8 protein-coding genes are annotated in these 6,241 nt (G+C 60.5%); 2 read left to right on the top strand and 6 right to left on the bottom strand.

Annotated elements, in window-relative coordinates; translation table 11 throughout:
• The coding region (dctP, locus tag VZ95_RS12825; protein ID WP_045776194.1) for a TRAP transporter substrate-binding protein DctP at positions 1 to 493 on the top strand (493 nt) is incomplete at its 5' end.
• Between the two features lie 251 nt (positions 494 to 744).
• Here dctP and VZ95_RS12820 read toward each other — a convergent pair.
• From VZ95_RS12820 to VZ95_RS12800, 6 genes are all read right to left on the bottom strand, one after another.
• Positions 745 to 1,482, bottom strand: coding sequence for an amino acid ABC transporter ATP-binding protein (locus tag VZ95_RS12820; RefSeq protein ID WP_084627766.1), 738 nt, complete (start codon positions 1,480 to 1,482; stop codon positions 745 to 747).
• The gene (locus VZ95_RS12815; protein ID WP_045776192.1) at positions 1,482 to 2,564 is read right to left on the bottom strand and encodes an amino acid ABC transporter permease; all 1,083 of its coding nucleotides are present in this window, start codon (positions 2,562 to 2,564) and stop codon (positions 1,482 to 1,484) included. The genes VZ95_RS12820 and VZ95_RS12815 overlap by 1 nt, the downstream gene beginning before the upstream one ends.
• Positions 2,561 to 3,043 (bottom strand): ABC transporter permease subunit, encoded by a 483-nt coding sequence (locus tag VZ95_RS25610; RefSeq protein WP_232302647.1) that lies wholly within the window; start codon positions 3,041 to 3,043, stop codon positions 2,561 to 2,563. Before VZ95_RS25610 ends, VZ95_RS12815 begins: the two co-directional genes overlap by 4 nt.
• A complete protein-coding gene (locus VZ95_RS12810; protein WP_198148278.1) occupies positions 2,947 to 3,708 on the bottom strand; it encodes an ABC transporter permease subunit in 762 nt (253 codons plus the stop codon). The genes VZ95_RS25610 and VZ95_RS12810 overlap by 97 nt, the downstream gene beginning before the upstream one ends.
• A gap of 9 nt (positions 3,709 to 3,717) precedes the next feature.
• The gene (locus tag VZ95_RS12805; protein WP_045776191.1) at positions 3,718 to 4,734 is read right to left on the bottom strand and encodes an amino acid ABC transporter substrate-binding protein; all 1,017 of its coding nucleotides are present in this window, start codon (positions 4,732 to 4,734) and stop codon (positions 3,718 to 3,720) included.
• Positions 4,735 to 4,818: 84 nt separating this feature from the next.
• Positions 4,819 to 6,012, bottom strand: a complete 1,194-nt coding sequence (locus VZ95_RS12800; protein ID WP_045776190.1) for a trans-sulfuration enzyme family protein — start codon at positions 6,010 to 6,012, stop codon at positions 4,819 to 4,821.
• A gap of 100 nt (positions 6,013 to 6,112) precedes the next feature.
• Here VZ95_RS12800 and VZ95_RS28270 point away from each other — a divergent pair.
• On the top strand, positions 6,113 to 6,241 hold a 129-nt coding region (locus VZ95_RS28270), incomplete at its 3' end, for a LysR family transcriptional regulator (protein ID WP_156995279.1).

The raw sequence follows: 6,241 nt of genomic DNA, 5'->3' as shown, positions 1-6,241 counted from the left end.
GCGCGTGATGCAGAACCCGATCTATATCGACATGTTCAATCAGTTCGGCGCGAATGCGGTGCCGATGGCTTTCTCCGAACTCTTTACCGCGCTGGAAACCGGCACGGTTGATGGCCAGGAAAATCCGGTAACGACGATCCAATCGAGCAAATTCTACGAAGTGCAGAAGTTCCTCACTATCTCTCGCCACGTCTATAGCCCGTGGATCGTGATGGCCAGCAAGCGTTGGCACGATACGCTGTCGCCCGATGAAAAGAAGATCCTGCAAAGCGCGGCCGAAGCCTCGCGGGCTTTCGAGCGCATCGATAGCCGCAAGGCCTCGATCGAGAGCATGACCGAACTGAAGAGCAAGGGCATGCAAATCAACGAGTTGCCCCCCGCCGAACTTCAGCGCATGCGCGAGAAGGTGAAGCCCGCCTACGATAAATTCGCGGCCGACGGCGGGGCGCAGGTTTTGGCAGACTTGCAAGCAGAACTCGCCAAGGTTCGCTAAGCCTCATGATATCAACCGACGCGCGGGGTGAGGGCAATCTACCCCGCGCGTTCAGCTCGTGGTCAGATGATTCAATCGATGGCGTTAGGTGCCGGGCTGTCCACTATACCAGAGAACCATGTCGGTTTCTGCCAAGACGCAGGGACGCAGGTAGCGGAGCTGCCGACGCTAGGGCCTCCGGGGCTCCAAAGAACGTCTCGGGATGGAAATACCTCCATTTTTAAGGGGTTTTGACGTTAGAGTTTAGACGCTCAGTGAACGATCTGGCTGAGAAAGGCTTGCGTGCGCGGGTTCTGCGGCGCGTCGAAGAAGGCGTCGGGCCGATTGCTTTCCACAATCGCACCACGATCCATAAAAATCACCCGATCTGCGACGCGTCGGGCGAAGCCCATTTCGTGTGTGACGACGATCATCGTCATACCGTCCTCGGCCAGCGCGACCATCGTCTCCAGCACCTCCTTCACCATCTCGGGATCGAGGGCGGAGGTCGGTTCGTCGAACAGCATCACTTGCGGCGTCATGCACAGCGCGCGGGCAATGGCGACGCGCTGCTGCTGGCCGCCGGAAAGCTGGCCGGGGAATTTTTGCGCCTGTTCGGGAATCCGCACGCGGGCAAGAAAATCCATCGCCCGCGCTTCCGCCTCCTTGCGCGGCGTGCCGCGCGCTAGAATTTGCGGCAGGGCACAGTTTTCGAGAATGCTGAGATGCGGAAACAGGTTGAAGTGCTGGAAGACCATACCAACGTCGCGCCGCACTTTTTCGATAGCGCGCAGATCATCGTTCAACTCGATGCCATTCACGCGGATTTGGCCGCTTTGATGCTCCTCCAGCCGATTGAGGCAGCGAATCAAGGTGGATTTGCCCGACCCGGACGGGCCGCAGACGACAATCTTTTCACCTGCGGCAACCGTTAGGCTCACGTCGCGCAGCACTTGGAACGCCCCATACCATTTATTGACCTTATCGAGGATGATGGCGGGCGAGGACATTAGCGATACTCCTTTTCCTGCACCCGCGTTTCCAGCCAACGGGCATAGAGCGAAATGCTGAAGCAGATGATGAAATAGAGGGCGGCGACGAACAGATAGCTTTCGGTATAGGGCGCGGGCCAGGCAGGGTCGGCCACGGCAGCGCGCCCGGCGGAGAGCATATCGAACACGCCGACGATCATAACCAGGCTGGTATTCTTCACCATGACGATGGCGGTATTGGTCAGCGGCGGAATAACCTTCTGGATCGCTTGCGGTAGCACAATGTGCCAAACGATCTTCCAGGCCGGAATCCCCAACGCCTGAGCGGCCTCGCTCTGACCGGGTGCAACGCCTTGCAGACCGCCGCGCAACACTTCGGCAAGATAGACCGCCGCCACCGCCGTCAACGCCGCCAAGGTCCGCCCGAGCTTATCCACCGACCAGCCGGAGGGCAGCAGCAACGGCAGGAGGATCGAGGCAACGAAGAGCAGCCCGACCACCGGCATGCCGCGCACGCCTTCGATGGTCAGAACCGACATCAGGCGCGGAATGGGAAGCTTCGAGCGCCGCCCCAATGCCAGCAGGACCGCAAAGGGAAAGCCAAGCCCGAGGGAGAGTAAGGCCAGCAGCAGCGTTACCGGCAACCCGCCCCAATTGGTCGTCGACACAAACGGCAGCCCGGCAACTCCCCCCCACATCAGCGCCAGCATGGCGGCAATGGCGAGGCCCCAGGCGGCGAGCAGGGGGCGGCCCCAAGCGCGCGGCGGCAGCGAAACCAGCACCATCACCAAGATCAACCCGATCACGGCCAGGGGCCGCCACTGCTGATCGTGCGGATAGACGCCGAAAAGGATCAGGCGCAGTTTCGCCGCGATAAAGGCCCAGCACGCCCCGCCCGGCTGGCACGCCGCCGGCGTATCGGCCACCCAAACGGCCTTCAGGATGGCCCAGTTCAACGCCGGAAGCAGGCTGACCGCCAACACCCCCGTGAGCACCGTCAACAGGCAGGCGGCAAGATCGCCGAAGAAAATCTGCCCCAGGGGAAGGCGCGGCTTCGGGGGCGGCAGCAGAGCGGGTTCGGTCAAAAGAGGGCTGCTCATCGGATCACCAGGGCGGCTTTGGCATTGTACCAATTCATGAAGACCGACACGCTGAGGCTAATGGTGAGGAACACCAGCAACAGCACCAGAATACTCTCGATGGCCTGGCCGGTCTGATTGATGACCGTGCCGACAACCAACCCCAGTTCGGGGAAGCCGACGGCCAGCGCCAGCGTGGAGTTCTTGACAGTGGAGAGATATTGCGTGGTCAGCGGCGGAATGATGACGCGTAAGGCCTGCGGCAGAATGATCCGGCTCAAGACTTGCCGGTCGGTCAGGCCCACGGCGCGCCCGGCCTCCCACTGGCCTTTGCCGATGGCATCGATGCCGCCGCGAATAATCTCGCCGATAAAGGCGGAGGTGTAGATCACTAACCCCAGCATCAGCGCGGCGAATTCCGGCGACAGGCGCAGCCCGCCGTTAAAGTTAAAGCCGGTGAGTTCCGGCACGCTCCAACCGATCTGCGGTCGGAGAAGCACGACAAGCAGCCCGAGCGCCGCAACCCACAGCGCCCAAAGCCCAAGCGTGAGGCGGCGGGGGGCAAGATGGGTCCGCCGCGCCAGGGGGCTGACAGCCGCAGAAGCCCCAATCCCAAAACCACCGCCGCCGCAAGCAAGGCCCAGGCCCCGCTATCGAAAACCAAACTCGGAAAATACAGCCCCCGCAGCGACAGATAGACCCCCGGCAACGGCGATAAGGCCGCGCGCGCCTGGGGCAGGGCCGTCGTCGCCAGCGCATACCAAAACAGAAGCTGGACGATCAGCGGCATATTGCGCATCAACGTCACGAACCCACCCGCAAACCCGCCGACGAGCGGATGTTTCGAGCGCCGCGCCAACCCAACGATCAGCCCCAACACCGTCGCCAACAGAATGGTACAGACCGAAATTAGCAGCGTATTGCCGAGACCGACCCCATAGGCCCATAGAAAACTATCCTCGGTCGAATAGGGCAGCAGGCTTTCGGAAATCGGGAAATTCGCGGCCCGGGTCAAAAAATCGAACCCAACGCGAATATTCCGCGCGGTGAGATTGGTGATCGTATTGTCGATGAGCCACAGAAGCACCGCGATACCGAGGCCGAGCAGAAGAATCTGCCCGGCCCAGGATCGGGCCTTCCGGTTTGTCCAGAGGGCGCGCAGCATTCGCCGGGCCTATTGGAAGGTCAGCGGAAACATCAGCCCGCCGTCGCTGAACAGGCGGTTGGGGCCGCGATCCAGTTTCAACGGACTGTCTTTGCCGAGATTGCGCTCATAAATTTCGCCGTAATTGCCCAATTGCTTGACGATGGTATAGGCAAAACGGTCGTCGAGCCCCAAGGCCTTACCATTACCCGGCTCCAGCCCCAAAAAGCGGCGAATACGCGGGTTTTTGCTCTCGGCAAAACTATCGATATTCGCCTGGGTAATCCCCAGCAGTTCTGCCGCAATCAGCGACTGGAACGACCAATTGACGATATCATGCCATTGGTCGTCGCCATGACGGACGGCAGGCGTGAGGGCATCCCAATAATTATTGGCCGGAAAAATAACATAGTCGGCCGGGTTCTTGGCTTCCGTCGCGCGGATCGAGGCGAGGGCGGCAGCATCGGTAATAAGCGCATCGCAACGGCTGGAGAAAAACGCTTGGCGCAGCGCGGCAGTGCTTTCGAACACTACGGTTTTAAGACCAAGCTGGTGCTCGTTGTTCATATCGGCGACCACGACTTCGGTAGTGGAGCCGGTTTGCACGCAGACCGTCGCGCCCTTCATTTCCTGAACCTTGGTCGCGCCCAAGGCTTTCGGCATCATCACCCCAGTGAACTCATAATAGTTCGGCGTGGTGAAGTTGAGGCCGTTGGCGTCCCGTTGCAGGGTCCAGGTAAAGGTGCGTGGCAGAATATCGATTTCGCCGGTCTGAAGCGCAGGAACGCGCTGCTGGCCGCTGAGGGGCACGAAATCGGCCTTATCCCTATCGCCGAAGATAGCGGCGGCCACGGCCCGGCAGGTTTCGATATCGAGCCCGCGCCAATAGCCTTTTTCATCGGGGGCGCTGAAGCCGACCGTGCCGGTACTGGCAGCGCAAATCACTTTGCCGCGCGCCTTGACGGTTTCGAGCGTGCTTTTGCCGAGAACGGGCGCGGCAAGCGCGAGTGTTGCGGCCAAACTGGTGAGAAAAATAGATGTCTTCATGGGTAAAGCCTCGGTTCATTTTGGTTTTGTTATTGAAAAAGCCCCGCCGTTCCCTTGCGTCGGGGCTTTCGGGAGAAATCGGGGTTACGCCGTGACCCGCACGGCGACACCGATTTCGGCGGTAAGAACGTTCAGAAAACGTTCCAGATCGGCCTGAAGATCGCCGATGGCTTCAAGGCCAATGCTGACGCGCAGAATAAGATCGTCGCCGGTCCAGGGTTGGGCCGTGCGGTGGCGCTTGACCGGCATCGGCGCAATCAGGCTGCGCGTGCCGCCCCAAGAAGCCCCGATCGCGAAAATGCGCAGACTATCGAGGGCACGGGCGATGTGCGGCACCGCTTCCGGCACGAAGACGAGGCTGAACACCCCGCTTACTCCCAGAAAATCACGCTTCCACAGCACATACCCCGGCGAGTCGGGGAGCGAGGGATAGAGGATCTGCCGAACGAGCGGGCTCGCCGCCAACTGCGGCAACAAGGCCGCCGTAACCTGCGCCGAATGGGCCATGCGCACGCCCAGCGTCTCGATGCCGCGCAACACCAACGTCACATCGTCCGGGGAAACGCCGATGCCATAACGTCCCAAGACACTGCGGATCGGAGTGATATGCGCTTCGTCGCGCACCGTAATGGAGCCCATTAGCAAATCGGAATGGCCGCTCACATATTTGGTCAGCGCCTCGGTAACGAAATCGGCCCCGTGAGCGAGCGGTTTGAAGTTCAGCGGCGTCGCCCAGGTATTGTCGCAGCCGACCAGCGCGCCCGCCCGATGGGCGATTTCGGCGATTTGCGGCAGATCCTGCACTTCCATCGTCGTCGATCCCGGCGACTCGCACCAGACGATCTTCGTGCGCGGCGTCAGGCGGCGGCGCAGATCGTCGATTGACGTCGGATCGTAGAAATCAACCGCAACGCCGAAACCCTTCAAATCCTGATTGGCGAAATCACGCATCGGCGGGTAGGCCGTATCGGCAATCAGAATATGGTCGCCCGCGCTTAGAAACGGCAGCACAGCAAACACATTGGCGGCCTGACCGGAGGGGAGCAAAAATGTCCAGGCCCCCTGCTCCAACGCCGTCAATTTCTGCTCCAGCGCCCGATGCGTCGGGGTGCCGTAAAGCCCGTAGGTGAAGCCCGTATGCCCACGCGCGCCCCGCGTTTCATAGCCTTCCGCATCGGCGAAAACGATGGTCGAGCCGCGATAGGTGGGAATGCTGAGACTGTCGAAACCCTCGGTCTTCACGTCTGGGGTCAGCACGCATTGGGTTGCATCATTCATAAAAAAGCTCCTTCGTTCCGAAAACTATCGGAGACAATGTGCTATTCAGTCTAATGCTCAGAATCGAGCGGTCTATTCGACTGGGTTATAAGGGGATGCCATGAACCTCCGGCAGATCGAAGTTTTTCACGCGCTGATGACCAATGGCACCACGTCCCGTGCGGCGGAGGTGCTGCGCATCTCGCAACCCGCCGTCAGCAAGGCCGTACAGGAATTGGAGCGGCAAGTT

The organism is Elstera litoralis (genome assembly GCF_000963705.1).
In the GTDB taxonomy this organism is placed as follows: domain Bacteria; phylum Pseudomonadota; class Alphaproteobacteria; order Elsterales; family Elsteraceae; genus Elstera; species Elstera litoralis.
The sequence above is the reverse complement of the archived record's forward strand: the minus strand, read 5'-3'. Positions and strand labels throughout refer to the sequence as shown.